The 24,760-nt window shown below is 36.7% G+C and carries 26 protein-coding genes and 1 other annotated feature; of the genes, 24 read left to right on the top strand and 2 right to left on the bottom strand.

Annotation, left to right across the window (positions count from 1 at the left end):
* The first annotated feature begins 5 nt into the window (after positions 1-5).
* The 10 genes from OL233_RS09840 to OL233_RS09795 all read left to right on the top strand — a co-directional run bounded on the left by OL233_RS09840 (position 6) and on the right by OL233_RS09795 (position 8,223).
* Positions 6-1,112, top strand: coding sequence for a PIN/TRAM domain-containing protein (locus tag OL233_RS09840; protein WP_275472139.1), 1,107 nt, complete (start codon positions 6-8; stop codon positions 1,110-1,112).
* A 20-nt stretch (positions 1,113-1,132) separates the two neighbouring features.
* Positions 1,133-1,627, top strand: a complete 495-nt coding sequence (gene ispF / locus OL233_RS09835; RefSeq protein ID WP_275472138.1) for a 2-C-methyl-D-erythritol 2,4-cyclodiphosphate synthase — start codon at positions 1,133-1,135, stop codon at positions 1,625-1,627.
* A complete protein-coding gene (gene gltX / locus OL233_RS09830) occupies positions 1,620-3,083 on the top strand; it encodes a glutamate--tRNA ligase (protein ID WP_275472137.1) in 1,464 nt (487 codons plus the stop codon). Before ispF ends, gltX begins: the two co-directional genes overlap by 8 nt.
* A 3-nt stretch (positions 3,084-3,086) precedes the next feature.
* Positions 3,087-3,313 (top strand) — a binding site (T-box leader).
* Positions 3,314-3,377: 64 nt separating this feature from the next.
* Positions 3,378-4,790 (top strand): cysteine--tRNA ligase, encoded by a 1,413-nt coding sequence (cysS, locus tag OL233_RS09825; RefSeq protein WP_275472136.1) that lies wholly within the window; start codon positions 3,378-3,380, stop codon positions 4,788-4,790.
* 2 nt (positions 4,791-4,792) lie between these two features.
* Positions 4,793-5,188: a Mini-ribonuclease 3 gene (locus tag OL233_RS09820; protein ID WP_275472135.1), complete on the top strand. Its 396-nt coding sequence runs from the start codon at positions 4,793-4,795 to the stop codon at positions 5,186-5,188.
* A 1-nt stretch (position 5,189) separates the two neighbouring features.
* Positions 5,190-6,071, top strand: a complete 882-nt coding sequence (gene rlmB, locus OL233_RS09815) for a 23S rRNA (guanosine(2251)-2'-O)-methyltransferase RlmB (protein WP_275472134.1) — start codon at positions 5,190-5,192, stop codon at positions 6,069-6,071.
* A 32-nt stretch (positions 6,072-6,103) separates the two neighbouring features.
* Positions 6,104-6,625, top strand: a complete 522-nt coding sequence (locus OL233_RS09810; RefSeq protein ID WP_275472133.1) for an NYN domain-containing protein — start codon at positions 6,104-6,106, stop codon at positions 6,623-6,625.
* A 128-nt stretch (positions 6,626-6,753) separates the two neighbouring features.
* Positions 6,754-7,329, top strand: coding sequence for a sigma-70 family RNA polymerase sigma factor (locus OL233_RS09805; RefSeq protein WP_275472132.1), 576 nt, complete (start codon positions 6,754-6,756; stop codon positions 7,327-7,329).
* Positions 7,330-7,464: 135 nt separating this feature from the next.
* The gene (locus tag OL233_RS09800; protein ID WP_275472131.1) at positions 7,465-7,698 is read left to right on the top strand and encodes a Veg family protein; all 234 of its coding nucleotides are present in this window, start codon (positions 7,465-7,467) and stop codon (positions 7,696-7,698) included.
* A gap of 48 nt (positions 7,699-7,746) precedes the next feature.
* Entirely contained in the window at positions 7,747-8,223 is a 477-nt protein-coding gene (locus tag OL233_RS09795; RefSeq protein ID WP_367618500.1) for a YaiI/YqxD family protein, read from the top strand.
* A 10-nt stretch (positions 8,224-8,233) separates the two neighbouring features.
* Here OL233_RS09795 and OL233_RS09790 read toward each other — a convergent pair whose 3' ends face one another.
* The gene (locus OL233_RS09790; protein WP_275472130.1) at positions 8,234-8,980 is read right to left on the bottom strand and encodes a class A sortase; all 747 of its coding nucleotides are present in this window, start codon (positions 8,978-8,980) and stop codon (positions 8,234-8,236) included.
* Between the two features lie 231 nt (positions 8,981-9,211).
* Here OL233_RS09790 and OL233_RS09785 point away from each other — a divergent pair, with 231 nt between their 5' ends.
* The 5 genes from OL233_RS09785 to acpS all read left to right on the top strand — a co-directional run bounded on the left by OL233_RS09785 (position 9,212) and on the right by acpS (position 14,808).
* A complete protein-coding gene (locus OL233_RS09785) occupies positions 9,212-9,991 on the top strand; it encodes a hypothetical protein (RefSeq protein ID WP_275472129.1) in 780 nt (259 codons plus the stop codon).
* Between the two features lie 110 nt (positions 9,992-10,101).
* Positions 10,102-11,151 carry a D-alanine--D-alanine ligase gene (locus OL233_RS09780; RefSeq protein WP_275472128.1) on the top strand — a complete coding sequence of 350 codons (1,050 nt, stop codon included), beginning with the start codon at positions 10,102-10,104 and terminating at the stop codon, positions 11,149-11,151.
* 60 nt (positions 11,152-11,211) lie between these two features.
* Positions 11,212-12,591, top strand: coding sequence for a UDP-N-acetylmuramoyl-tripeptide--D-alanyl-D-alanine ligase (locus OL233_RS09775; RefSeq protein ID WP_275472127.1), 1,380 nt, complete (start codon positions 11,212-11,214; stop codon positions 12,589-12,591).
* 144 nt (positions 12,592-12,735) lie between these two features.
* The gene (gene cshA, locus OL233_RS09770) at positions 12,736-14,370 is read left to right on the top strand and encodes a degradosome RNA helicase CshA (RefSeq protein ID WP_302470593.1); all 1,635 of its coding nucleotides are present in this window, start codon (positions 12,736-12,738) and stop codon (positions 14,368-14,370) included.
* 84 nt (positions 14,371-14,454) lie between these two features.
* A complete protein-coding gene (acpS, locus tag OL233_RS09765) occupies positions 14,455-14,808 on the top strand; it encodes a holo-ACP synthase (RefSeq protein WP_275472125.1) in 354 nt (117 codons plus the stop codon).
* Positions 14,809-14,832: 24 nt separating this feature from the next.
* On the opposite strand, the gene OL233_RS09760 is transcribed toward acpS, so the two are convergent.
* Complete coding sequence (locus tag OL233_RS09760) at positions 14,833-15,216, bottom strand: hypothetical protein (RefSeq protein ID WP_275472124.1); 384 nt, start codon at positions 15,214-15,216, stop codon at positions 14,833-14,835.
* 180 nt (positions 15,217-15,396) lie between these two features.
* On the opposite strand from OL233_RS09760, the gene OL233_RS09755 reads away from it, so the two are divergent.
* The 9 genes from OL233_RS09755 (at position 15,397) to rsmB (ending at position 24,743) form a co-directional block, all read left to right on the top strand.
* The gene (locus tag OL233_RS09755) at positions 15,397-17,172 is read left to right on the top strand and encodes a patatin-like phospholipase family protein (RefSeq protein WP_275472123.1); all 1,776 of its coding nucleotides are present in this window, start codon (positions 15,397-15,399) and stop codon (positions 17,170-17,172) included.
* Positions 17,156-17,377 carry a YdbC family protein gene (locus OL233_RS09750; RefSeq protein WP_126832802.1) on the top strand — a complete coding sequence of 74 codons (222 nt, stop codon included), beginning with the start codon at positions 17,156-17,158 and terminating at the stop codon, positions 17,375-17,377. The genes OL233_RS09755 and OL233_RS09750 overlap by 17 nt, the downstream gene beginning before the upstream one ends.
* 40 nt (positions 17,378-17,417) lie before the next feature.
* On the top strand, positions 17,418-18,296 hold the full coding sequence (locus tag OL233_RS09745; RefSeq protein ID WP_275472122.1) for a YicC/YloC family endoribonuclease: 879 nt from the start codon (positions 17,418-17,420) through the stop codon (positions 18,294-18,296).
* 106 nt (positions 18,297-18,402) lie between these two features.
* Positions 18,403-19,017, top strand: a complete 615-nt coding sequence (gene gmk / locus OL233_RS09740) for a guanylate kinase (protein ID WP_126832806.1) — start codon at positions 18,403-18,405, stop codon at positions 19,015-19,017.
* A 4-nt stretch (positions 19,018-19,021) separates the two neighbouring features.
* Complete coding sequence (gene rpoZ / locus OL233_RS09735) at positions 19,022-19,327, top strand: DNA-directed RNA polymerase subunit omega (protein ID WP_275472121.1); 306 nt, start codon at positions 19,022-19,024, stop codon at positions 19,325-19,327.
* Between the two features lie 156 nt (positions 19,328-19,483).
* Positions 19,484-21,916: a primosomal protein N' gene (priA, locus tag OL233_RS09730; protein WP_275472120.1), complete on the top strand. Its 2,433-nt coding sequence runs from the start codon at positions 19,484-19,486 to the stop codon at positions 21,914-21,916.
* Between the two features lie 33 nt (positions 21,917-21,949).
* On the top strand, positions 21,950-22,444 hold the full coding sequence (gene def, locus OL233_RS09725) for a peptide deformylase (RefSeq protein ID WP_275472119.1): 495 nt from the start codon (positions 21,950-21,952) through the stop codon (positions 22,442-22,444).
* Positions 22,437-23,378: a methionyl-tRNA formyltransferase gene (gene fmt / locus OL233_RS09720; RefSeq protein ID WP_275472118.1), complete on the top strand. Its 942-nt coding sequence runs from the start codon at positions 22,437-22,439 to the stop codon at positions 23,376-23,378. Before def ends, fmt begins: the two co-directional genes overlap by 8 nt.
* Positions 23,379-24,743 carry a 16S rRNA (cytosine(967)-C(5))-methyltransferase RsmB gene (gene rsmB / locus OL233_RS09715; protein WP_275472117.1) on the top strand — a complete coding sequence of 455 codons (1,365 nt, stop codon included), beginning with the start codon at positions 23,379-23,381 and terminating at the stop codon, positions 24,741-24,743.
* The last annotated feature ends 17 nt before the right edge of the window (positions 24,744-24,760 follow it).

Raw genomic sequence — 24,760 nt, 5'->3', positions numbered from 1 at the left:
TCCCTTTGGTTAAAAAGATTTTTATAGGATTAATGCTAGTATTAGGTTTGAGTTTAGGGATTACCTTTTTACCGTCAACATGGACAACATTAGGTATGGGTGACAACCTTGTTGTTAATAATTATTTTACAAATGGACTGATTGGGGCACTTATTTCATTATTTATTTGGGCTATATTTGGTAGATACATCATTTCAGCTGTGAAGAAAGCAGAAGTTGCGTTGACAGGTCAAAGTTTAGAGTCGTTATTATTTGGTTCAGTCGGAACGGCAATGGGCTTATTGCTAGGGGTTTTAGCATCAATGCCGTTATTTAATTTGAATATCAGAATTGTAAGTAATGTTATTCCGACGTTTATCTTATTTGTTTTAGGTTATTTAGGATTTAAAGTAGGGACGCTAAAAAAAGAAGAATGGAAGAAGATCTTCTTTCCTAAAAATAAAAAGCAAACAGAAGACGTACTGGAACGAAAAGTGACAGACACGCATCATAAATATAAAATATTAGATACAAGCGTTATTATTGATGGCCGTATATATGATGTTGCTAAGACAGGTTTTATCGAAGGTGTCTTATTGATTCCGAATTTTGTACTGTATGAGTTGCAGTACATTGCAGATTCAGGAGACAGTTTGAAACGTGTTCGTGGTCGTAGAGGTTTAGATATCCTAAACTCTCTACAAAAAGAAGAATCAGTTCAAGTTGAAATGTATGAAGGCGACTTTGAAGATATTGCAGAGGTTGACAGTAAATTGTTGAAATTAGCAAAAATGCTTGATGGCGTTGTTGTCACAAATGATTTCAACTTAAATAAAGTAGCAGAGTTTCAAAATGTTCCAGTTTTAAATATTAATGCGTTAGCAAATGCAGTGAAGCCAGTTGTCATACCCGGTGAAAATATGCGTGTCCTAGTTGTTAAAGATGGGACGGAAAGACAACAAGGAGTCGCTTATCTTGATGATGGGACGATGATCGTAGTTGAAGATGGCCAACATTACATGAATAAAGAAATAGAAGTTGTTGTAACCAGCGCGCTTCAAACAGCAGCTGGGCGTATGATCTTTGCAAAACCAGCTCATATGCAACGCGGGTTAAACAATTCGGACAAATAACAGACAGAGGAGTGCATCTAATGAGAATAGGTCAAGGGTTTGATGTTCATGAGTTAGTCGAAGGTCGTAAATGCATCATAGGTGGCGTAGAGATCCCTTATGAAAAAGGGTTACTTGGTGTGACGGATGCTGACGTCTTAATTCATGCTATCATTGATGCGCTATTAGGTGCAGCTGCTCTCGGTGATATAGGTCAGGTCTTTCCTGAAACCGATGAAAATGTAAAAGGAGCCTCTTCGGTAGACCTTTTAAAAGAAGTTTGTTATAAAATCGAGCAAGAAGGCTTTACTATTGGTAATATAGATTGTACAATTTTAGCAGAGAAGCCAAAAATGTTACCCTATTTAACTGATATGAAGAAAGTCATAACAACTGTTTGTAAGATAACAACCCAACAACTTAATCTAAAGGCGACAACGATGGAGAACATGGGCTTCGTTGGACGTGAAGAAGGAATAGGTTCGTTGGCTGTGGCCATATTAAAAACTAAGAAAGTGGGAATAGAAAATGACTAAAAAAGTACGTGTACGTTACGCGCCAAGTCCAACAGGACATTTACACATCGGTAATGCAAGAACAGCATTATTTAACTATTTATATGCAAAACATCATGATGGAGATTTCATTATCCGTATTGAGGATACCGATTTAAAACGTAACATTGAAGGCGGAGAAAAAAGCCAGCTAGAAAACTTAGCTTGGTTAGGAATGGATTGGGCAGAGAGTCCAGAAAATCCAGGCGAATATGGACCTTACCGTCAATCAGAACGTGCTGAAATCTATTTACCATTAATCGATCAATTACTTGCAAGCAACTTAGCTTACAAATGTTATGCGACAGAAGAAGAGTTAGAAGAAGTTCGTGAAGCACAAAAAGCACGTGGTGAAATGCCTCGTTACAATGGCATGTGTGCCAACTTAACACCAGAGCAACAAGCAGCCTATGAAGCTGAAGGCCGTGAAGCAGTTGTTCGTTTCCGTGTACCTCAAAATAAAGAGTATAAATTTAACGATTTAGTTAAAGGTGATATTTCGTTTGATTCATCAAGTATTGGTGGCGACTTTGTCATCTTAAAACGTGATGGCATGCCAACATATAACTTTGCAGTAGCGGTGGATGACCACTTAATGGAAATTACACACGTTTTACGTGGCGATGACCATATTGCGAATACACCAAAACAATTAATGATTTATGAAGCACTAGGTTGGGAAGCGCCAGTATTCGGTCATATGACATTAATCATCAATAGCGAAACTGGTAAAAAATTAAGTAAACGTGATGAGTCAATCTTACAATTTATCGAGCAATACCGTGAATTAGGTTACTTACCAGAAGCAATGGTTAACTTTATTGCTTTATTAGGTTGGTCTCCAGTAGGTGAGGATGAAATCTTTAGTGAAAAAGAAATTATCGAAATGTTTGATGCTGATCGTTTAAGTAAGTCACCAGCAGCTTTCGACGCTAAAAAATTAGAGTGGATTAACAACCAATACATCAAGCAATTAGATTTAGACGTGATGACAGAAATGGCATTACCTCATTTAGTTAAAGCTGGACGTATTGAAGAAAATCCAACACCTGAAAAAATGGAATGGGTTAAGAAATTAGTAAGTTTATACCAACCACAAATGAGTTATGCAGCTGAAATTGTTGAACTTTCAGAATTATTCTTCGGTGAACATCCAGTAGCAGGTGATGAAGCGAAAGAAGTTTTAGCAGGAGAAACAGTTCCAACTGTTTTAACAGCATTCAAAGAACAAATCGCAGCGCTTGAAGAATTTGATGTTCCAGGAATTAAAGCAGCAATTAAAGCTGTTCAAAAAGAAACTGGTGTTAAAGGTAAAAACTTATTCATGCCAATTCGTGTGGCTGTATCAGGCGAAATGCATGGTCCAGAACTTGGTGATACAATCGTATTGTTAGGTAAAGAAAAAACATTAGATCATTTAACAAAAGCATTAGCTTAAAAATAAAACACATAGAAAAGAAGAAGTAATCAAGGGAACATCTTTAGAGAGTCTGCGCATGGTGTAAGCAGATGTTGGAACTTGGTGAAATGCCTCTTTGAGTGGTTCAGGCGAACGTCTTAGTTGAGACAAGTAACTTGAAACGGCAGGTGGTCGTTAGACACAAAAGATATTTGTTGCTGTGAGGTGACAAATAAGAAAAGTGGAACCACGCGTAGCGCGTCTTTTTGTTTGGCTAGCCCGAACAAAAAGACGCGCTTTTTATTTAAAGTAATCGAAAAGGAGCAGATTATTATGTTAAAAATATATAACACATTAACTCGTACGAAAGAAGAGTTCAAACCTTTAGAAGAGGGAAAAGTAAAAATGTATGTATGTGGTCCGACTGTTTATAATTATATTCATATAGGGAATGCTCGCAGTACAATTGCTTTTGATACCGTTCGAAAATATTTAGAATATCGTGGCTATGATGTGAATTATGTTTCTAACTTTACGGATGTTGATGATAAAATTATTCGTACAGCAAAAGAACAAGATATGACACCGAAAGAATTAGCTGATCAATTTATTGCAGCGTTTAAAGAGGATACGGCTGCTTTAAATGTGAAACCAGCTTGCCATCATCCTCGTGTTATTGACCATATGGATGACATTATTGACTTCGTATCAGGTTTAATTAAATTAGGGTTTGCTTATGAATCTGCGGGCGATGTGTATTACCGTACAAGAAAATTTGAAGATTACGGTGAATTGAGTGATCAGTCATTAGATGAGCTTGAGATAGGTGCAAGTAATAGAACAGGTGATGAGCAAGCTAAGAAAGAAGATCCGATAGATTTTGCTCTTTGGAAATCTGCAAAAGAAGGTGAAGTATCTTGGGAGTCTCCTTGGGGATTAGGTAGACCAGGTTGGCATATTGAATGTTCTGTAATGGCGACTAAACTTTTAGGCGATACGATTGACATTCATGGCGGGGGACAAGATTTAGCCTTCCCGCATCACGAAAACGAGATTGCTCAAAGTGAAGCGAAAACAGGTCAAACATTTGCGAATTATTGGATGCATAATGGTTACGTAACGGTTGGGGATTCTGGCGAGAAAATGAGTAAATCACTAGGTAACTTTGTAACAGCTCATGATTATATTAAAGAGGGACATGCTGCAAGCGTTCGTTTTGCATTAGCAAGTACGCACTATCGTCGCCCGCTACCCTTCACTGAAGAAACCATTACAGAAGCTGAGAATAACTTACAGAAGATAAAAACAGCTATAGATAATGTTGCGTTTAGAATGAAAGATGGTGTATCTGGTTTAGAAGTAGATTCTGAAGATGAAGCGGCACTGGTAGCATTAACAGAACGCTTTATTGAAGAGATGGATGATGATTTTAATGTGGCGAACGGTTTAACAGTTGTATATGAATTTGTTAAATGGTTAAATCAATATAGCGAACGTCAAGAAGTATCATCTGTTATAATGACAAAAGCAACAGAATTATTAACAGACTGGTTAACAATTTTTGGTGTTGCTTTTTCTAGTGAGAATGAGTTATTGGATGAAACAATTGATCAATTATTAGTGGAACGTGATGAAGCGAGAGCTAGTCGTGACTTTGCGCGTAGTGATGAAATTAGAGATTTACTAAAAGACCAAGGGATTATCTTAGAAGATACGGCCCAAGGAACGAGATGGAGAAGAAGTTAATTATGGCAAAACAAGATTATACACTACTAAATGGTTTGGCTCTAGCTTATGTAGGCGATGCGATTTATGAAATTTATATTCGTGAGTACTTAATAAAAGAAGGGTTAACGAAACCAAATATGTTGCATAAAACAGCGACAAAATATGTTTCGGCAAAATCTCAATGTTATTTAATGCAAGAAATGCTGGCAGCAGAAGTGTTATCTGAGCAGGAGATGCTAATGTATAAACGTGGTCGTAATGCTAAAAGTCATACATCAGCTAAAAATGCAGATGTCACAACATATCGTATTTCAACAGGTTTTGAAGCCTTGTTTGGTTACTTACATTTAACAGAACAAAAAGAACGTTTAGAGGAATTAGTGGCTTGGTGTATTAAGAAGATAGGGGAACGATAAAATGGCAAATGATTTTCAAGGGAATAAAAAGCGTCAAACAAAGCATCGATTTGATAAAGGTGGCAGAAGTGAACGTGATGATCGTTCGGGGAGACGTGGCGGACGCTCAACTGGTCGTGAAGTAGAAGAGGTTACGGGAGAAGAAAACCAAGGTTCAGAGGATTTTTCATTTGGAAGACATGCTGTTATAGAAGCCTTGAAAAATAATCGTGGAAATAAATTATTCTTACAGGATGATTTAAAAGGTCCTAAAACACAAGAGTTAAAAGATTTAGCAGCTGAATTTTCAGTGCCGATTTCTTGGGCACCTAAAACAAAATTAGATAAATTAACAGACAGTGCAGTTCATCAGGGGATTGTATTAGGAATTACAGAATACGAGTACTTAACAGTTGAAGAATTAACAGCTCAAGTAAAAGAGAAAAAAGAAGAGCCATTCTTTTTAATTTTAGATGGTATTGAAGACCCGCATAATTTTGGTTCGATTTTAAGAACGGCAGATGCAACAGGAGTTGACGGTGTTATTATACCTAAGCACCGAGCGGTTGGAATCACGTCAGTTGTGGCTAAGACCTCAACTGGAGCAGTGGAACACATTCCGGTGGCGCGTGCAACAAATTTAAAGCAAGCTGTGCAAACACTTAAGTCAGCGGGTTTTTGGATTTTCGGAACAGATATGGAAGGAACGAGCTATGAAAAATGGAATGTATCAGGTTCATTAGCTTTAATTATTGGAAATGAAGGAAAAGGCATGTCTCCAATTTTGAAAAAAGAAGTAGACGAAATGTTATCTATACCTATGGTAGGACATGTACAAAGTCTTAATGCCAGTGTAGCAGCAGGATTGTTAATGTATGAAGTATTGCGTAAACGAATGAAATAAGTGTGTAGATAAGAAAGGAAGGAGGGAATGAAGTGAAACGACAAATACTATTAGTAGATGGGTATAATATGATTGGGGCGTGGCCTGAGCTGGTTGCACTAAAAAATCAGGATAAAATGGAAGACGCACGTGATTTACTGTTATTTAAATTATCTAACTACGCTAAGTACCATGATGTTCAAGTGATTGTAGTGTTTGATGCTCAGTTCGTTCCTGGACTTTCTAAAGAGTATCGAAAATATCAATTGACAGTTGTATTTACAGGGATTGATGAAACAGCGGACACCTATATTGAGCGCAGAGCAGGGGAATTGGTATCCCGGTTGACTTTAGTGACTGTGGCGACAAGTGATTTAGCAGAGCAGTGGCTTATCTTTTCTAAGGGTGCGCTGAGACAGTCGGCTAAGGAACTGTGGCGTGATTTGGAAGAAACAAAATTAGCTATTGTGAGTGACACAAAAGACTATCAATATCAAAATTATCGTCGAGCAGGGACATGGCGTCCTGAACAATTAAATAAATTAGACAAACTACTGGAAGATTTATCTCAGTAGTTTTTTTAATGTTCTCTTTTTACGAATGCCAAAAAGTGGTATGATAGCGTCGCAATAAGAGGGAAGATCAAATGTCGACACTTAAATCCGGGACGAGTTGTCAGTTTTAAATATCTGGAGGTACCGCTATGGATAGTGAAGAATTAAATAGTTATATCGCTTCTGCAAAGAATGGCGATAGTGATGCGTTAGTCGTGTTGTTTGATAAATATCAACCGGTTGTATATAAATTAAGACAAATGTATACTGTGAAAGATTTGGATTTTGAGGACTGGCAACAAGAAGGTAGACTATGTCTACTTCTGTCTGCTGAAAGCTATCAAGAGGACGTTGGGATTACGTTCGGTGCCTATTTCAAAAAAAATATGACACGTCGTATATATAGTTTACTCAGAAAACAAAATGCATTTAAAAGGCGAATGGATGTATCAGCTACTTCTCTAGAGAATGAAGTGGGTGTAAAAGAAGAACTTGTGGGAATGGTTAAAGAAAAACCAACTGATTACGTTAGTGATTTGATTATTTTACGAGATGAATTAGTAACTTATTGTCAGTGCTTATCTAATTTTGAATGTTTAGTTCTATTAGGCTACTTAACCTCGGTGCCGTTATGTGAGATAGCGGCAATGACGAGGTGTTCTGAAGAAAAAGTAAAAAATGGGATAGACCGTGCTAGACGAAAGTTGAAAAAAATAGCCGAATAACATATTGATAACTCTAATTCTCTCTTATTACGCTTTAGCAGATTGATATATATAATGTATTGCATTTAGATATAAAATGTGATAAACTTGTAATTTTTATAAAAATATGGTAGTGTTAAGTTAGAGGTGAAATAAATGCCAACAACGTTGTCAACGATTAAGAAAAAGATGGAAAGTCATATCGGTAGTCGGATTACATTAGTTGCTCAGACAGGTAGAAAGCGCCAAACAAAACATTCAGGTATTTTAACTGAAACGTATCCAGCAGTTTTTATTGTTGATTTGGATGAGGATGGCGATTCAAGAGAGCGTGTTTCATATAGTTATACTGATATTCTGACTCAAACAGTGGAAGTAGATTTTTTGTAAATGTAAGTAGTTTCAGATAACGAGCCTAGTACGTAAGGGCTTTTTATTTTGGGCAGAAATGAGGATAGTATGATATTTATAGATGGGGATGCTTGTCCTGTAAAAAAAATTATTATGGAAGAAGCCGAGAGATATGATGAGAAAGTAACAATGGTTACCAGTTTATCTCACTACTCCGAAAAGGAATTACCAAAGCATGTTGATGTTGTATATGTAGATGAAGGGGCAGATTCTGCAGATTTTAGATTAGTATCATTGTTAAAACAATCAGATATTTTGGTGACACAAGACTATGGACTAGCTTCTTTAGCTTTACCTAAAGGAGTTCACGTTTGTCATCATACAGGTTTTGAATATGATTCTTATAAAATTGACATGATGCTAGAAACTAGATTTGCGAGTGCCAAACTTAGAAAAGCAGGTCAACGAACTAAAGGACCCAAAAAATTTACAGATGAAGATCGTCAAAAGTTCAGAATGCTACTGGTAAAATTGCTTCAAAATAAAAAAGAAAGCCTTTTGTAGGCTTTCTTTTTTATTTATAGGTATTCGTTTCTAATTCGAATGCATTAAACATGTCGTTTGTTGCATCTTTATTTTTTACTTTTTTAATAAACTCACCTTGGACGATTAAGCGATTAGCACCTGTCGCGTCACAAGTGACTAAAGTCACCTCGGTTTTGTTTTTGTGATCTTCAATAAGGTCAGTACGAGTAGGCTCAACGTATTCTTTATAAGTAACGGTGTAGACGTAAATATTCTCTAAGTCTGTTAAGTAGATCGTTTGTCCGATTTGAGCGTTAACTAATGCGCCGAAGAGTAAATTACGTTCTAGCATATTGTGGCTAGCTAAAGCATAATTTCCTTTGCCCATTTTTTGATCTTCTTTCATTGTTCCCGCACCGACGATTAGAGAATAATTATCGACACCTTTTAAGATGGGGAGATTCAATCCGATTTCAGGCATCGCGATACCACCGATTGTATAGGCTGTTTGATAACCGATGAATCTTGAGGATACTACTGTTTCTAAATCTAGTGAAACAACATCTTTAAAATCAAACGAGACATCCTCTTGTTTTTCATTCTTTTTGATTTGTTCAGGTGTGACTTGATGAACTTTATATTTTTCAGTTGTTTTTTCAACGATGACGTCTTTTACTTTGTTATTGAAAATTAGGAGTAATCCTATTAGTAACATGATTAAAAGGAGCAGATTGATTAAAATGTTTTTTATAATCCGACCTTTAGATTTCTTTTTTTTGTGTTGTTGTCGTGCCATGTTCTTTTAACCTCCTATTTTATATGTTCTTCTTGATTATACGCTAACTTTTAGCAAAGTGCATCCTAAATAAATGATTATTTTAAAAGGAAAAATTATTACAAACTTATTTCTTGAAAAAATGAAAAAAATTGCTAATGTAATGAAAATTTAATTAATAATTAAACCATTTTGGTTCATAAATAAGGTAGAATAGGATTATAATGAAAATAAAGTAGAGGAGGGTAGAAAATGTCGCTTAATTATATATATATTCACTTGGATACAATATCGAATTCGCTTTTTTCTAGGGGATTAAATATTCATGATTTTTCATCATCGGTATTTGATATTCCAGAAAACATTTTACTACTTGACCCTCATGAGAACGATGGCGAATACGAACCACATACAGGTTTGCGAGTGATTCGTGGTCAAAATCAGGTGCTTCGTTATTTTTTCCAAAAATCAAAGCAACGAGAATCTGAAGTGAAATGGATTGATTTTAAAGATATCAATCTGATTCAGCAGTTGACACCAATGGAAATTGCAGAACTTTTATATTTTGGACATATGAGTTCGCAGCTACATTCGCCATTCTTTTATAAGCTTCAAAATAATTTTGTGTATTTTGAAAAACCTGATGATTTAACAAAAGTATTTTATCGTCGAATGGATGATTTTTATAAACTTATTAGTGCGAAGCTTGAAAATATTGTGTTTGACAAAATGAATCATAAAAAAGGATTATTTAAAAAACCAGTGACGGTTAGTAAAATAGAATTTGAAAAAGTTAAAGTGTTGAAAACTGCTTTTCAAGAAGGACTAGTTCTGGATGTAAGGCAATCGGGTACAAAAGAAGAGGAGTATATTATTCCTTTGTATGTTGTTGAAGATCGTATAAGAAATATTTCCGATCGTGATTTACGTGAAGAAAACCGAGTCGGACAAATTGTATATTCTACATCATCTATGCTATGGACAATTGAGGTGACGGATACATGGTTAGTCCAAGGGGCGTTAAAAGTTTAACTAAGAGGGCTTGTATCACATGTGAAAACAAAAACCACTGAGTTAGGCTTTTTTTTGTAAAAAAAAATTGGTATAATGAGACAGTCGAGTTTATTAAGGAGGAACATTAAGTGAAAATTATTATCTTATATGGTGGGAAAAGTGCAGAGCATGATATTTCAGTTTTATCAACTTTTTCGATGTTAAAAGCATTTTATTATGATTATTATGATGTTCAATTGATATATATTTCAAAAGAGGGCGAGTGGGTAAAAGGACCGTTAGTGAAGTCAGCTCCAGCCACTCAAGATGAGTTATATTTAACTGCAGAAACTGGCCAAGTGATTCAACCGTCAGATATTAAAGAGGAAAATAGTATTGTCTTTCCGGTCTTACATGGACCAAATGGTGAAGATGGTACCGTTCAAGGATTACTTGAAGTGTTAGATATGCCGTATGTAGGAGCTGGTGTCTTAGCTAGTGCGTGTGGTATGGATAAAATTATGACAAAATATATCTTGCAACAAATCGGGATTCCACAAGTGCCGTATGTTTCAGTTTCTAAAATAATTTGGAAAGAAACACCTGAAGAAATTTTTAATCAATGTGAGGGTTCACTTGTCTACCCAATGTATATCAAACCCGCTAATATGGGATCAAGTGTTGGTATCAATAAGGCTGAGGACAGAGATTCTCTAGAAGCAGCCATTAATGAAGCGTTCTTATATGATCAACGTGTGGTTGTTGAGCAAGGGATAGAGGCTCGAGAAATAGAAATTGCTGTTTTAGGTAATGAAGAAGTAAGAACAACATTAGCAGGTGAAGTTGTAAAAACAGTAGATTTTTATGATTATGAATCTAAATATTTAGATAATAGTGCGACACTACAAATTCCGGCAGATATTCCAGAAGAGGTACATGAAAAAGCCCGTCAATATGCTAAACAGGCCTACCTGTCTTTAGATGGTAGTGGTTTAAGTCGCTGTGATTTCTTCTTAACAAGTAATAATGAATTATTCTTGAATGAAGTTAATACTATGCCTGGTTTTACACCGTTTAGTATGTATCCATTGCTATGGGAAAACATGGGAATTAAGTATGGTGATTTGATTGAAGAATTAATTCAACTAGGTTTAATGCGCCACAAGCAGCGTCAAGCATTATCAATTACACATGACTAACAAAATAAAAAGCTGAACGCCAATCGTTCAGTTTTTTTTGGTAAAGGGTGGACAATTAAGATGACAATAACAATTAGAGAATTAGCTGAAGTGGTAGGTGCCAAAAATGACTGGCAGAACTGGGGAAATTTAACAATTGATTCAGTGGAATTTGATACTAGAAAAGTAACAGAAGGGTCACTATTTGTACCATTACAAGGTGGTGCAAGAGATGGGCATGAGTTTATTAATGTAGCTGCTGATAACGGTGCAGTATTGTCATTATGGGCTGCTAATCAAGGTATTGAAAAGCAAGTTATTCCAACATTAGTGGTAGAAGATACACTAGTAGCAATGCAAGAAATAGCAAAATTTTATTTGAGAAAAATTGGACCAAAAGTTATTGGAATTACTGGAAGTAACGGTAAAACAACAACGAAAGATATGGTAGATGGCGTTTTATCACAAGCTTTTAAAACGTATAAAACACAAGGGAATTTTAATAACCAAATTGGGTTACCTTATACTATTTTAAGTATGCCCGCTGATACAGAGATGCTTGTTTTAGAGATGGGGATGAACGGGTTTAACGAAATTGAAGAATTAAGTTTAATCGGTGAACCAGATGTAGCTGCAATTACTATGATAGGTGAGTCGCATCTTGAATTTTTAGGTACTCGAAAAGGGATTGCACAAGCGAAAATGGAAATTACTGCGGGTCTGAAAAAAGAAGGGCTATTGGTTGTTCCAAGTGATGAGCCGTTATTAGAGTCATTTTTAGAAGAAACATCACAAGAAATTAAAACATTTGGTTTTGATGAAGCTAGTGATGTTAAAGGTCAGATTACAGAAGAAACGCGTACGAGCACGTCATTCACTGTTAATTTAACAGGGGACCAAGTTTTAACTATTCCGGTGTTAGGAAGTTATAATGTGAAAAATGCACTGATTGCGGCGACTATCGGTAACTATTTTGGAATTTCTTCAGATAAAATTGCCAAAGGGTTAATGATGATGAATCTGACTCAAAGTCGTACTGAATGGTTAACGGCAGCTAATGGCGCGGAGATTTTAAGTGACGTTTATAACGCTAATCCGACAGCAATGTCATTAGTATTACAAGCATTTGAAGAGCTTCCGTGTGAAGGTGAAAAACTAGTGGTATTAGCAGATATGGGAGAATTAGGTGATACTGCGAAGGAATTACATGAAAGTATTGCGGAATTTATCCCTCAGGACAAGATTGCTCATGTCTATTTGTATGGGACTCAGATGGAGGCTCTAGCGGATAAACTTAAAGAAGAATTTCCTGAAAGGCGTTTGCATCACTATGCTCTGGACGAAAAAGAAAAGTTAGCTAAAGCTGTTAAAAAGCAATTGAAATCAGAAGATATGGTTGTACTTAAAGGAAGTAATAGCATGAAATTAATTGAAATCGTTGAAAAGCTTGTTGAAAATTAAAAGCTCTTTTCATTGTAAATGCTAATAGTCCATGCTATACTTGGACAGATGTGGACATTTAATAAATACACAGAGGGATTCTGTGTGGATATATGTAAATAAATAATAAATATAATGATCGTAAAGACATTAGGAGGATATCATTTGAAATTTGAAGAATTAGATTTATCACCTGAATTACTAGCAGCTATTACCCGTGCGGGATTTGAAGAAGCAACACCAGTTCAAGCTGGTACTATTCCCTTAGCATTAGAAGGAAGAGACGTTATTGGTCAAGCACAGACAGGTACTGGTAAAACAGCTGCATTCGGGTTGCCGATGTTAGAGAAGATTGATACAAGCAAACGTATGGTTCAAGGTTTAGTTATTGCACCAACACGTGAGCTAGCAATCCAAACACAAGAAGAATTATTCCGTTTAGGTAAAGATAAAAAAATCCGCGTTCAAGCGGTATACGGTGGGGCTGATATCGGTCGCCAAATCCGTACATTAAAAGATGGTCCGCACATTGTTGTAGGAACACCTGGTCGTTTAATTGACCATATTAACCGTAAAACGTTAAAATTAGAGACAGTTGAAACATTAGTTTTAGATGAAGCAGATGAAATGTTAAATATGGGATTCCTGGAAGATATCGAAATGATTATTTCTAAAGTTCCAGCAACTCGTCAAACATTATTATTCTCAGCAACTATGCCTGACCCAATTAAACGTATTGGTGTTAAGTTCATGAAGAACCCTGAGCACGTTGCCATTAAAAACAAAGAGATGACAGCTAATTTAATTGATCAATACTATGTACGTAGTAAAGATTTCGAAAAATTCGATATCATGACTCGTTTATTAGACGTTCAAACACCTGAACTTACAATTGTTTTTGGTCGTACAAAACGTCGTGTTGATGAATTGGCACGTGGTTTAGAGTTACGTGGTTATAAAGCTGAAGGAATCCATGGTGATTTATCACAGCAAAAACGTATGAGCGTTTTACGTGCGTTTAAAGGTGGTCAATTAGATATTTTAGTTGCGACAGACGTTGCGGCACGTGGATTAGATATTTCAGGAGTTACCCATGTATACAACTATGATATTCCACAAGATCCAGAAAGTTACGTTCACCGTATTGGACGTACTGGTCGTGCTGGTAAAGAAGGTCTTTCAGTTACATTTGTAACACCAAATGAAATGAGCTACTTAAACGTTATTGAAAATTTAACTAAGAAAAAAATGACACCATTACGTCCACCTTCACAAAAAGAAGCAATGGCTGGACAAATCGGAGCTGCGATTGAAACAATCCAATCACAATTCGAAGGTGCTGAATTAGAAGAATATACAACAGCTGCTAGCGATTTAGTTGCTCAATACTCAGCAGAAGAATTAGCAGGAATGTTAATTAAAACTGTTGCAAAAGAAAGTTCAGCTGAAGTGCCAGTTAAAATCACACCGGAACGCCCATTACCTGGTGGTAAACGTGGTGGCGGCGGCAACCGTGGCGGTGGAAACCGAGGCGGCGGAAGTCGTGGTGGAAACCGTAGTGGCGGTAATTACCGTGGAAACCGTGAAGGCGGCAACCGTGGTGGACGTGGCGAAGGTCGTGGAAAAGATAACAAAGAAGGCAGTCGCGGTGGCGAACGTCGTCGTAACTGGGAAAATAAAGACAAACAACAAGGTGGCGAACGTCGTCGTTCAGAACCTCGTAAGTCTGATGCAAACAAAGGTGGCGGGAACCCTAAAAAAGGGAAACGCGATTTCGTTATCAGAACTGGTAATAAATAATTAAATTTTAAAACGATGAAAGTTTCGACTTTCATCGTTTTTTTTGTATAATGGAAAAGAAGTTACGGAATAGAGGGATGTTAAGTGATAAGAGGAATTGGATTAGACGTAGTAGAGATGGACCGAATGAAGATGATTGTTTCAGAAAAACCATTATTTATTTCTCGTGTGTTAACAAAGAATGAGTTTGAGGTGTTTGAATCGCTGGGTGATAAACGTAAAGTGGAATTTATGGCGGGACGATTTGCTTGTAAAGAAGCTTTTTCTAAGGCTTATGGAACAGGAATAGGAGAAGTCGGCTTTCACGATATTGAGATTTTATCGCTTGAGTCAGGCCAACCTGTTGTGACAAAATCACCGTTTAATGGAAAGTGTTGGGTATCTATTTCTCATACGGCTGACGTGGCTGTAGCACAAATTATTTTAGAAGAAAATTAAAAAAGCTAACCCTAGTTGAACGGGTTAGCTTTTTTCTAATTGTTGTTGAGAAGTATCTGTCTGCTTAGACTTTAAGAAACTTATTTTTTTGATATGTCTGACAGGAATCATTCTGACTTTGTCGGTTTGTTCATCGGTCAATATAACCATATCAGTATTGTTGGGGCTGCGTTTCAGCTTGCCATATGTCGTTTCAAAAGCAGATTCTGTTGCTTCTCGCTTGTTAGCGAGTTGAAGGACAACAAATGATTGTTGTGAACAAGCTATATCGATTTGTTTTAAAAGTTGGGCCTGTTCTTTCCTAAGTTTAGGATTATCATCTAAAAAGGATGCGAGAAATTTTTGAGAAGAATCAGAAATCTTTTTTGTTAACTGTTTCATGCTTTTGATTGAAGTATCTTTTGCCAAATAACTCACCTCCGATGGTTGTTTTGTTAGTTAAACACATTATACAAAAAAGGTGATTAATAAGTCAAATATATTACTATTTCTTTACGGTAGGATTTTATTATCCAATAGTATTGAGAATTCACCTGCTCTAATAGGTATGCTATACTTTATTTAGTAATGTTTTAAGGGGGACATAATATGAGAATTATTAAATTGAATTGTTATAATGAAAGTGAACTGATACAGGTTGGTAAAAAAATGACACAACTTTTTCCGCATTGTCCCTCGCATGGAATAGCAAGAAAAAGAATTGTAGATAGATTGATGTCAGCTTCAGATACTGTGAAAGTCATGGGTATTGAAGATGGAAATAAAATAGTAGGCGTGATAGGTTATGAGGTTTATCAAGATACGATGAGTGTGACAGATTTTTTGATTTTACCAAGTAAGCTAAAGAAGAATAAAGGTGTTACTTTTTGGCTAGAGATGTTAGAATCCACTGCTAAAATAAATCGTTTTAAATACATAGAGATTAAACTAGCGATAAATGATTTAGCTATCGTGGCAAAATCTAAGCTCCTAGGTTATGAGTTTTCACAAATTTCTCAAGGTGCTTATAGTCTTTCGAAAACATTATCTTTTCATACGGGTTTAGTACTAGCTGGTGGTGGAGCAAGAGGTGCTTATCAAGTTGGCGTCTGGAAAGTTTTAGAAGAACTGGGTATTGAATTTGAATTAGTTTGTGGGACATCCGTTGGAGCGCTTAACGGTGGGCTTATAGTGCAAGGAGATTACGAGCAGGCGAAAAAGATGTGGGCTGAAATTGATACGGGGAAAATATTAAGTTATCAAGGTAACCAGAATGACGATAATTTTTCATTGCAACAGATGTTAAAAGATGTTCAGAAGCTTGTGAAATCGGCTGTTGAAAATCAAGGTGTAAGCACGCAACCTCTTAAAGAGTTAATTCTTGATTTGATTGATGATGAGAAGATGTATAACCAACCTAAAGAGTTGTATTTGTGTACCACACAGTTACCACTCATGAAAGAGATTGTCATTTCTTTGAAAGAAACACCAAAAGGAGAATTTTCAAATTGGTTGTTAGCGTCAGCTTCATTTTTTCCTGCGATGGAGGCGACAGAAATAGGTGGCACGTATTATGTTGATGGAGGCTATAGGAATAATATACCAGTAGATGTTGCGTTAGAACGCGGTGCAACAGAGTTGATTGTTGTGAATGTGAAAGGTCCAGGTGTAACAAAACTACATTCCTATAAAGAGAGTTTACCTCAAATTACTATTTCGAGTCCGTGGAGTTTAGGGACTGTTCTGTTATTTGATGGTGCGAGATCGCAATTCAATATAGATTTGGGTTATTTAGAGGCTAAGAAAGCTTTTGGTGATTATTGTGGTCATTGGTACACATTGAATCATGAATTAACAGATGAGTCTGTTGTTCAAATTTATGATTGGTTGGTAGAAGCTGTTTCGCTTAATTTGTCGGAAAATGAAAGAGAAGTTTTAGAAACGGATCAACTTATTCAAGGTTTTGTGACAAAAATACGTAAGTTTTATAACGACAGGGTGACTATTGAAACATCAGGGTTATTTATCTTAGAATTTGTTGCGAAAATTGTAGGAGTATTGCCAACCCGACTTTATACTGTAGAAACGCTCTTGGACGCTGTCAAAGAGCAGTTGGCAACAGATTGGCAAGGAGGGTTAGGAGAGGAAGAATCAATGCTACTATCTTTGAATGAATGGGTAAAAGACTACATTGATGGGCTTCCTCTTCCAAGTGAAAAACAGCAAGTTATTTATCTCAATCGTTTGCTGAAATCAAAAGAAAAAGAAGGTAAATTGAGTTCAGTTATTACCTTTGCACCAAAAATTTATTTAGCTGCAAAAGTAATCAATTGGCTTGAAATGACTCTAAATGAGGAGGAAGAAAAAGATGGCACAAGAGTTTAGTTATGAAATTATAGAAGAGATTGGTGTTCTTTCAGAAAATCCGAAAGGTTGGCGCAAGGAGCTAAATTTAATCAGTTGGAATGGACGTCCACCCAAATTTGATTTACGCGAATGGGCGCCGGATCATGAAAAAATGGGAAAAGGTGTAACATTAAGTAATGAAGAGTTAGCAGAGTTAAAAAAAGCACTATTGGATATGGAATAAATGTAAGTGATGTTTAGCTGATAAAAAGGAGCCCTGTCGCATGAAGAGCATGACCGGTTTTGGTAAAAAAAGTATAGCGAATGAAGAGTATCAAGTGACTGTAGAAATTAAAGCAGTAAATCATAGGTTCTTAGACATACAGTTAAAGCTCCCGCGTGAATATAATCATTTGGAAATGGAAATAAGACGACTCTTAAAGGAGCATTTTTCTCGTGGAAGGTTAGAGTGTTTTGTAACGATTCAAACGTTAGGTGAAAAGAAGAAAGAACTTCAAGTTAATTGGGGACTTATGGATAGTTTGGTAGAACAATTGACGGAAGCGTCTGAAAAACGTTACCATAGTAAGCTTGATTTATCTCCAATTTTATCTGGTTTAATTAAACAAGAGTCATTTTTTGAAGTTGTGGAAAATGACGAAGAGACGACATGTGATGTGCTGCTATTAGAAACTATAGGAGCGGCATGCGTTGAGTTGCGGGTAAGTAGAGAAGTTGAAGGGGCTGGGATTCAGAATGTGTTAAGTGGGTATTTACTTGATTTTATGGGCTATTTAAAACAAGTGAAGTCACACGCGTCAGCAAGTGAACAGTTTTACCGTGAGAGATTAGAGGGAAAAGTATTAGAGATACTAGGTGATGCTATTGATGAAAGTCGTTTGTTGACTGAGGTTGTGTTATTATTAGAACGTGGCGATATTAATGAAGAATTAGACCGTTTGGTTATTCATAGTAACAAAATGAAAGGGTTGTTGGCAGTGTCGCACAGTGTGGGGCGTGAACTTGATTTTGTTATTCAAGAAATGAATAGAGAAGTGAATACGATTGGCTCTAAATCAACTCAAATCGAGATTAAAGAGAGTGTGGTACAAATGAAGACCATTCTTGAAAAAATTCGAGAGCAGGTTCAAAATATCGAATAGTGGTACCTTAATAAGTTTTTAGCTAGTTTAGGCAGAAAAGACTTGAAGAAGTTCCGAAAATATCATAAACTAATTAGATATACGATTAGTTGAAAGGGACGACACTATGACAGAAAAAGGGTTGTTAATAGTCCTATCTGGTCCTTCGGGAGTAGGTAAAGGGACGGTCAGAAAAGCTATTTTTGAAAGTGAAGGCACGGATTTCGAATACTCGATTTCAATGACAACACGTCAAATGAGAAAAGGTGAGGTTGAAGGTGTGGATTATTTCTTCCGTACACGTGAAGAATTTGAAGCATTAATTGAATCTGGCCAAATGTTAGAGTATGCAGAGTATGCAGGTAATTATTACGGCACGCCTTTGACATATGTTAATGAAACATTGGAACAAGGGAAAGATGTCTTTCTTGAAATAGAAGTCCAAGGGGCGATGAAAGTAAAAGAAAAGGTTCCAGATGGGGTCTTTATCTTCTTGACGCCACCTGATTTGATTGAATTAAAATCAAGAATTGTTGGTCGGGGGACAGATGAGTTATCAGTGATTGAAGAACGCATGCGTATCGCTGTATCTGAGATTGAGATGATGAGTCATTATGATTACGCCGTTGTAAATGATGAAGTAGCTAACGCTGTTTCTCGTATTAAAGAAATTATTAACAGTGAGCATTTACGTGTTGATCGCGTAATCCATCGCTATATTAAAATGATAAAGGAGCTGTAGCCAAATGATGCTAAAACCGTCGATTGACTCATTATTAGAAAAAGTAAATTCAAAATATTCACTAGTTATTCTTGCAAGTAAACGTGCTCACGAATTAGAGGCAGGAGCAACTCCTATGCTAGAAAACTTTGACTCAGTAAAAAATGTAGGTCGTGCTCTGGAAGAAATAGATGCAGGTGATGTGGTCGTTGATCCTAACCCAGAATTAAAACGTGAATTACTAAAGCGTAAAGAAGAAGAACGTAAAGTAATTAAAGAGCGTGAAACAGCTGAATTAGAAGCTAAAATAAAAATGGAACACCGAGGTTAATATCCTCTAGTAAACAGGACTTGTAGTTACGAGTCCTGTTTTTATTTATTTTTCATTAGAATTACTAGGGAATAGACTTGTTATACAGACAAAACGGCAATTCTTTAGTAAAATAAGAGAGATACATATAAATTGTTAAGAAAGGTTGGATTGGTAATGATTTATGTAGCGGAAGTAATTGTAGATGTCCCGACAATGCAGACGGATACACCCTATACTTATTTGATCCCTCCTGCCTTAGGAAAGTATATAAAAAAAGGGATGAGAGTAGAAGTTCCCTTTGGAAATGGTAATCGTCATGTACAAGGGTTTGTACTTAATACAGTATATTATGAGTCGATGTCGGATTTTTCTGGTTATGATATGAAGAAGATTGTTGCCATTTTAGACCTAGCTCCTGTTTTGAATGATGAGTTATTAGCACTAGCGGATGAAATAAAGGAAAAAACTTTTTCGTTTAAAATCACCTGTCTTCAAACAATGTTACCAAGTGTGATGAAGGCGTCCTATGAGAAATATTTGAGATTGATTGATGAGGTTCCAGACTCTATTTCATTTGAGATTTTTAAAGGACGAGACGAGATACCGTGGGACGAGGCTGTTCTATCTAATCGCTTACCTGAGTTAATGGCATTGAGGCAGGAAGAAAAATTAGAGATTAGGTACGAGGTTAAGACTAAAAATAAGAGTAAGACTGCCAAAGCCATTCATAGTAGATTAACAGTTGAATCTGCAGAAGAAATACGAGAATCGTTGTCTGCTAGAGCCCATCAAAAAGTAAAACTCTTGAATTTACTGCAACAGATGTCTGATGAGACCTCAATTTTGGTGACGGAAGCTATTAAACAACATGAAATTAGTCGTGCTACGATTAATGCCGCTGAAAAACAAGGTTGGCTAGAACTGATTGATCGTGAGATTCAGCGGGATCCTTTTGCAGGCAAAACAATTATAAAAGATCAGCCGCAAGTATTAAATCCTGAGCAGCAGGTGGCATACGAAGCGGTCAAAGAATCAGTTGAAGCGCAACAACCAGATACATTCTTGTTAGAAGGTATAACGGGAAGTGGTAAGACAGAGGTGTATTTACAAGTTATTGCGAGCGCATTAAAGAAAAATAAAACGGCTATTATGCTAGTACCAGAGATCTCGTTGACTCCACAAACCGCTAATCGTTTTAAAAGTCGATTTGGCGATGATGTTGCTGTTTTACATAGTGGCTTATCTGTAGGAGAAAAATACGATGAGTGGCGCAAAGTTGAACGCGGAGAAGCTCGTGTTGTAGTAGGTGCTCGGTCAGCTGTATTTGCCCCATTAGACAATGTAGGTGTGATTGTAGTCGATGAGGAACATGAAGCGAGCTATAAGCAAGATGATTCTCCTCGTTATCACGCTAGAGATGTGGCGATATGGAGAAGTCACTATCATAAGTGCCCTGTTATTCTTGGAAGTGCGACACCAAGTCTTGAAACGCGAGCTAGAGCGCAAAAAGGAGTTTATCAATTCTTAACTCTGACAAGGAGAGCGAATCAGGCTGCCCAACTGCCAACGATTGATATTGTTGACTTACGTGATGAGATGACACTAGGTAAAATGCAAACTTTCTCTAAGACTCTGTTAGATAAGCTGACAGATCGTTTGGCAAAAGGTGAACAAAGTGTCTTAATGTTAAATCGTCGAGGGTATTCATCCTTTATTATGTGTCGGGATTGTGGCTTTGTCCTACCGTGTCCAAATTGTGATATTTCATTAACGCTTCATATGGATAACAGAAAAATGAAATGTCATTATTGTGGTCACGAAGAAGAGATTCCTTCGAAATGTCCAGTCTGTGCGAGTTCGAAAATGCGTTATTATGGAACGGGGACTCAAAAAGTTGAAGAAGAGTTACAAGAGATATTTCCTGAAGCGCGTATATTAAGAATGGATGTTGATACAACAAGAAGAAAAGGTGCTCATGAAGCTCTCTTGGAAAAGTTTGGCAATCATCAAGCAGATATTTTATTAGGGACGCAAATGATAGCTAAAGGGCTGGATTTCCCTAATGTAACACTTGTAGGTGTACTAAATGCGGATACAGCTCTTAATTTGCCAGATTTCAGGTCAGCGGAGAGAACATTCCAATTGCTTACTCAAGTAAGTGGCAGAGCAGGTCGTGCTGAAAAACCTGGTGAAGTTATTATTCAGACATTTAATCCGACTCATTATGCGATCGAATTTGCAAAAGAACAAGACTTTGAAGGGTTTTATCAAAAAGAGATGTATATGAGACACCAGGGGAATTACCCACCATTCTTTTATACAGTTAAAATAACAGCTAGTGATGAGGAAGAAAATAAAGCAGCTAAAAAAATGTACGAAATAGTTATGGAGCTGAAAGATGTTCTTTCACCGACTAGCATTTTATTAGGACCGACACCTAAAGCTATTTTAAGAGTGAATAATCGTTATTTTTATCAAATGGTTATCAAATATAAGAATGAACCGGCTTTAAACGAAGCGTTAAAAAAAATATTAGAAGACAGTCAAGTGGCTATGCGAAAAGGGTTGAAAATTTCAATTGATGTTGAACCTCAACAGTTCATATAATAAAGTTGCAATGAAAAAGAAAAGAGGGAATTAATGCGTTTACCAGTAGTGATACACCCAAATAAGATATTAGAAAGACCCACACAGGAAGTTGATATGGTGACGGATGAATTAGTTCAGTTATTAGATGATATGCGTGAAACAATGATTGCCCATGATGGGATAGGTCTAGCAGCCCCACAAGTAGGGAAAAGTTTACGTGTGGCGATTGTTGAAATAGATGATGAAACAGGGTTGTTTGAAATGATTAATCCTGTTATTGTTCGCAGCTCAGGCTCTAACATAGATGTCGAAGGGTGTTTAAGTTTCCCAAATATTTATGGAACAGTTGAACGTTACAATGAAGTGACGGTGCGATATTTTGATCGTGAAGGTGACGAGTATGAGGTGACAGCAACAGAATATTTTGCGAGAGCTATGCAACATGAAATTGAACATTTAGATGGTAAATTATTTACAGATAAAATTATAGAGCGTATTGCACCAGAAGATTTAGATGAGTATATGGAGGGACGAGAAAATGACTAAACTAGTATTTATGGGAACACCAAGTTTTTCAGTGCCAGTACTAGAAGGCTTATTAGAAGCGGGGTATGATGTGTTAGCAGTTGTGACACAACCAGATAGACCTGTGGGACGTAAAAAAGTAATGACCCCACCACCTGTAAAAGCGGCGGCAGTAAAGCATGGCTTGGAAGTATTACAACCAGAAAGAATTTCAGGTTCAGAAGAGATGGCACGTGTTATTGAACTACAACCAGATATTATTGTAACGGCTGCCTTTGGCCAATTTTTACCAGAGAAGTTGTTACAAGCACCTAAGTATGGTGCCGTAAATGTTCATGCATCCTTACTACCTAAATACCGTGGTGGCGCGCCAGTTCATTATGCGTTAATTAACGGAGATGAAGAAGCGGGTGTTACGATTATGGAGATGGTCAAGAAAATGGATGCGGGAGATATCATATCGCAAGGTTCTCTAACTATCGAGGGGACAGATGATGTTGGAACAATGTTCGATAAGTTAAGTGTTCTAGGTCGTGATTTGTTATTAGAAACATTACCAGGTTATCTTGCTGGCGACATTAAAACACGTGTACAGGATGAAGAGAAAGTAACGTATTCTCCTAACATTAGTCGTGAAGAAGAACGAATCGACTGGAATAAAACAGCAACAGAAGTCAATAATCAAATCAGAGGGATGCATCCTTGGCCAGTGGCTTACACGATGTTTGAAGACAGTCGTTGGAAATTGTATCAAGCGAGTGTTAGTGATACGACAACAAATTCAGAACCGGGTACAATTATTGAAATTAATAAAAAAGATTTCTCAATTGCATGTGGCAATGGAACAGTGTTAGTAATTAAAACAATACAACCAGCAGGCAAAGGTAAACTTAGTGCTGCTGAATTCTTGAATGGAGCTGGTCAAGGTTTAACCGTTGACCAAAAGGTGAATTAGATGGCGAAGAAAATCCCAGTAAAAATAAAAAGTAGTGCACGTTTTGTAGCGATGAATGTATTAAATAAAGTGGAAACACAACAAGCTTACTCAAATTTATTAATTAATCAAGCGATGAATGATGCTCAACTGAGTGAAAAAGATGGCAGATTAATGACAGAAATTGTTTATGGTACAATAAGTCGTAAATTAACTTTAGAGTTTTATTTGGCACCCTTTGTGGTTAATGCTAAGAAAATTGACCCATGGGTTAAGCAATTATTATTATTATCGCTTTATCAATTAGAGTATTTAGATAGAGTACCTGCTCATGCAGTTGTTGATGAGGCTGTTGAAATAGCGAAAGCTAAAGGGAATGTCGGTGCAAGTAAATTTGTTAACGGTGTTTTAAGAACGATTCAACGTAAAGGTCTTCCAGAAGTATCTTCTATCAAAGATCCATTAGAGCGCCTATCAGTAGAGTTAAGTATGCCGGTTTGGTTGGTTCAAAAATTAGTAGCAATACTGGGTGAAGAAGAAGCAAAAGCTATAGGCTTATCTTTATTTGAACCAAGCCGCGTAAGCGCTCGTGTTAATACGGCTTTAATCAGTCGCGATGAAGCGGTTCAAGATTTAATTGATAATGATTTAGAAGTCGTAGCTAGTGAGTTATCTCCTGTTGGTTTAACAGGTAAAAAAGGGTTTATTGCTGGAAGTTGGTTGTTTAAGGAAGGTAAATTGACGGTACAAGATGAGTCGTCTATGTTAGTAGCGCCAAGTTTACAAATTGAACCTAATCATGTTGTATTAGATGCATGTGCAGCTCCAGGTGGTAAGACAACACACATGGCAACGTATGTTGATGAAGCAAAAGGTGGTAAAATTATTGCTTTAGATATCCATAAACATAAAGTTAAGTTAATCGAATCTAATGCTGAGCGTTTACATGTGTCAGATCGTGTTGAAGCAAAAGTGTTAGACGCTAGAAAAATATCTGAAGAGTATGCTGATGAAACGTTTGATCGTATTTTAACGGATGCCCCGTGTTCTGGTTTAGGATTATTAAGACGTAAACCAGATATTAAATATAGCAAAAAAGAGTCAGATTTTGAGGGGCTACCGAGTATTCAATTAGGTATTTTAGAAAGCTTAGCGCCAAAATTAAAAAAATCGGGTATAATGACGTATAGTACATGCACGATTACTCAAGAAGAGAATCAAGGGGTGATTCGTTCATTTTTAGAAAAACATCCTGAGTATAAAGCAATTGATATTAAGGGCTGTGAAGATATTCAGTCTAATGAAGAATTCCCTTCAGTGACGATTTATCCACATCAGTATCAGACAGATGGATTCTTTATTTGTTGTTTACAGCGACAGTCTTGAGAAAAAAGTAAAGAGGT

It is taken from the genome of Vagococcus proximus, assembly GCF_029143285.1.
GTDB lineage: Bacteria > Bacillota > Bacilli > Lactobacillales > Vagococcaceae > Vagococcus_D > Vagococcus_D proximus.
This window is presented reverse-complemented; position numbering and strand designations above follow the sequence as displayed.

What these genes read in the sequence shown, in the direction of transcription:
- ispF (WP_275472138.1), top strand. Translation starts at nt 1,133, where the DNA reads ATGAGAATAGGTCAAGGGTTTGATGTTCATGAGTTAGTCGAAGGTCGT.
- gltX (WP_275472137.1), top strand. Translation starts at nt 1,620, where the DNA reads ATGACTAAAAAAGTACGTGTACGTTACGCGCCAAGTCCAACAGGACAT.
- cysS (WP_275472136.1), top strand. Translation starts at nt 3,378, where the DNA reads ATGTTAAAAATATATAACACATTAACTCGTACGAAAGAAGAGTTCAAA.
- OL233_RS09820 (WP_275472135.1), top strand. Translation starts at nt 4,793, where the DNA reads ATGGCAAAACAAGATTATACACTACTAAATGGTTTGGCTCTAGCTTAT.
- rlmB (WP_275472134.1), top strand. Translation starts at nt 5,190, where the DNA reads ATGGCAAATGATTTTCAAGGGAATAAAAAGCGTCAAACAAAGCATCGA.
- OL233_RS09805 (WP_275472132.1), top strand. Translation starts at nt 6,754, where the DNA reads ATGGATAGTGAAGAATTAAATAGTTATATCGCTTCTGCAAAGAATGGC.
- OL233_RS09800 (WP_275472131.1), top strand. Translation starts at nt 7,465, where the DNA reads ATGCCAACAACGTTGTCAACGATTAAGAAAAAGATGGAAAGTCATATC.
- OL233_RS09790 (WP_275472130.1), bottom strand. Translation starts at nt 8,980, where the DNA reads ATGGCACGACAACAACACAAAAAAAAGAAATCTAAAGGTCGGATTATA.
- OL233_RS09785 (WP_275472129.1), top strand. Translation starts at nt 9,212, where the DNA reads ATGTCGCTTAATTATATATATATTCACTTGGATACAATATCGAATTCG.
- OL233_RS09775 (WP_275472127.1), top strand. Translation starts at nt 11,212, where the DNA reads ATGACAATAACAATTAGAGAATTAGCTGAAGTGGTAGGTGCCAAAAAT.
- OL233_RS09755 (WP_275472123.1), top strand. Translation starts at nt 15,397, where the DNA reads ATGAGAATTATTAAATTGAATTGTTATAATGAAAGTGAACTGATACAG.
- OL233_RS09750 (WP_126832802.1), top strand. Translation starts at nt 17,156, where the DNA reads ATGGCACAAGAGTTTAGTTATGAAATTATAGAAGAGATTGGTGTTCTT.
- OL233_RS09745 (WP_275472122.1), top strand. Translation starts at nt 17,418, where the DNA reads ATGAAGAGCATGACCGGTTTTGGTAAAAAAAGTATAGCGAATGAAGAG.
- gmk (WP_126832806.1), top strand. Translation starts at nt 18,403, where the DNA reads ATGACAGAAAAAGGGTTGTTAATAGTCCTATCTGGTCCTTCGGGAGTA.
- rpoZ (WP_275472121.1), top strand. Translation starts at nt 19,022, where the DNA reads ATGATGCTAAAACCGTCGATTGACTCATTATTAGAAAAAGTAAATTCA.
- priA (WP_275472120.1), top strand. Translation starts at nt 19,484, where the DNA reads ATGATTTATGTAGCGGAAGTAATTGTAGATGTCCCGACAATGCAGACG.
- def (WP_275472119.1), top strand. Translation starts at nt 21,950, where the DNA reads ATGCGTTTACCAGTAGTGATACACCCAAATAAGATATTAGAAAGACCC.
- fmt (WP_275472118.1), top strand. Translation starts at nt 22,437, where the DNA reads ATGACTAAACTAGTATTTATGGGAACACCAAGTTTTTCAGTGCCAGTA.
- rsmB (WP_275472117.1), top strand. Translation starts at nt 23,379, where the DNA reads ATGGCGAAGAAAATCCCAGTAAAAATAAAAAGTAGTGCACGTTTTGTA.